Source organism: Bartonella sp. AP65SXKL, from assembly GCF_042195725.1.
In the GTDB taxonomy this organism is placed as follows: Bacteria; Pseudomonadota; Alphaproteobacteria; order Rhizobiales; family Rhizobiaceae; genus Bartonella.
Map to the genome: position 1 here is coordinate 1 of NZ_JBHIOW010000097.1, position 695 is coordinate 695.

At 39.0% G+C, this 695-nt stretch carries 1 pseudogene; it reads left to right on the top strand.

Annotated elements, in window-relative coordinates:
• Window positions 1–695, top strand: a pseudogene (locus ACFIMP_RS09855) (Vomp family autotransporter); the annotation flags it as partial.

The window sequence follows — 695 nt, forward strand, 5'->3', positions numbered from 1 at the left end:
GGTGTTGGAAGTTCTATCACGAATGTTCAGAATAAATTGACTGAACAGGTTAATAATGTGATTACCAAAGTGGAAAGCGAGAGCTTTGTTCAGCAAGATAAGACAACGAGTCGTCTCACTATTGGAGATGCAGTAGAAGGTAGTGAAATCAACATTGCCAACAGTAAGAAAGAAGACCGGACACTTTCTGGCGTTGGGGAAGCAAAGAACAATAATGACGCTGTTAACAAAAGCCAGCTTGATAGCAATATCAAGAATGTCAATGATAATGTAACAAATAAGTTTAGCGAACTTACTAAAAACATAACGAATATTACTCAGCAAGTTAAAGGTGATGCTTTGTTATGGAATGATGAAGCCAACGCCTTTGTAGCACGTCATGAAAAGAGCAAAGAAGAAAAAGGCAGAGCTGTAGCCACTCAAGATAACAGCAAAATTACGTTTCTTTTAGATGGTGATGTTTCTAAAGATTCAACGGATGCTGTCACGGGTGGACAGCTTTATTCGCTGAACGAACAACTTGCAACCTATTTTGGTGGAGGTGCAGGTTATGATAAAGAGGGCAAATGGAAAGCTCCAAGTTTTAAGGTTAAGACAGTTAAGGATGATGGTAACTCTGAAGAGATAGACTATGGCAATGTGGCGGATGCTTTGGCTGGAGTTGGTAATTCTTTCACAAATATTAGAAATGAGAT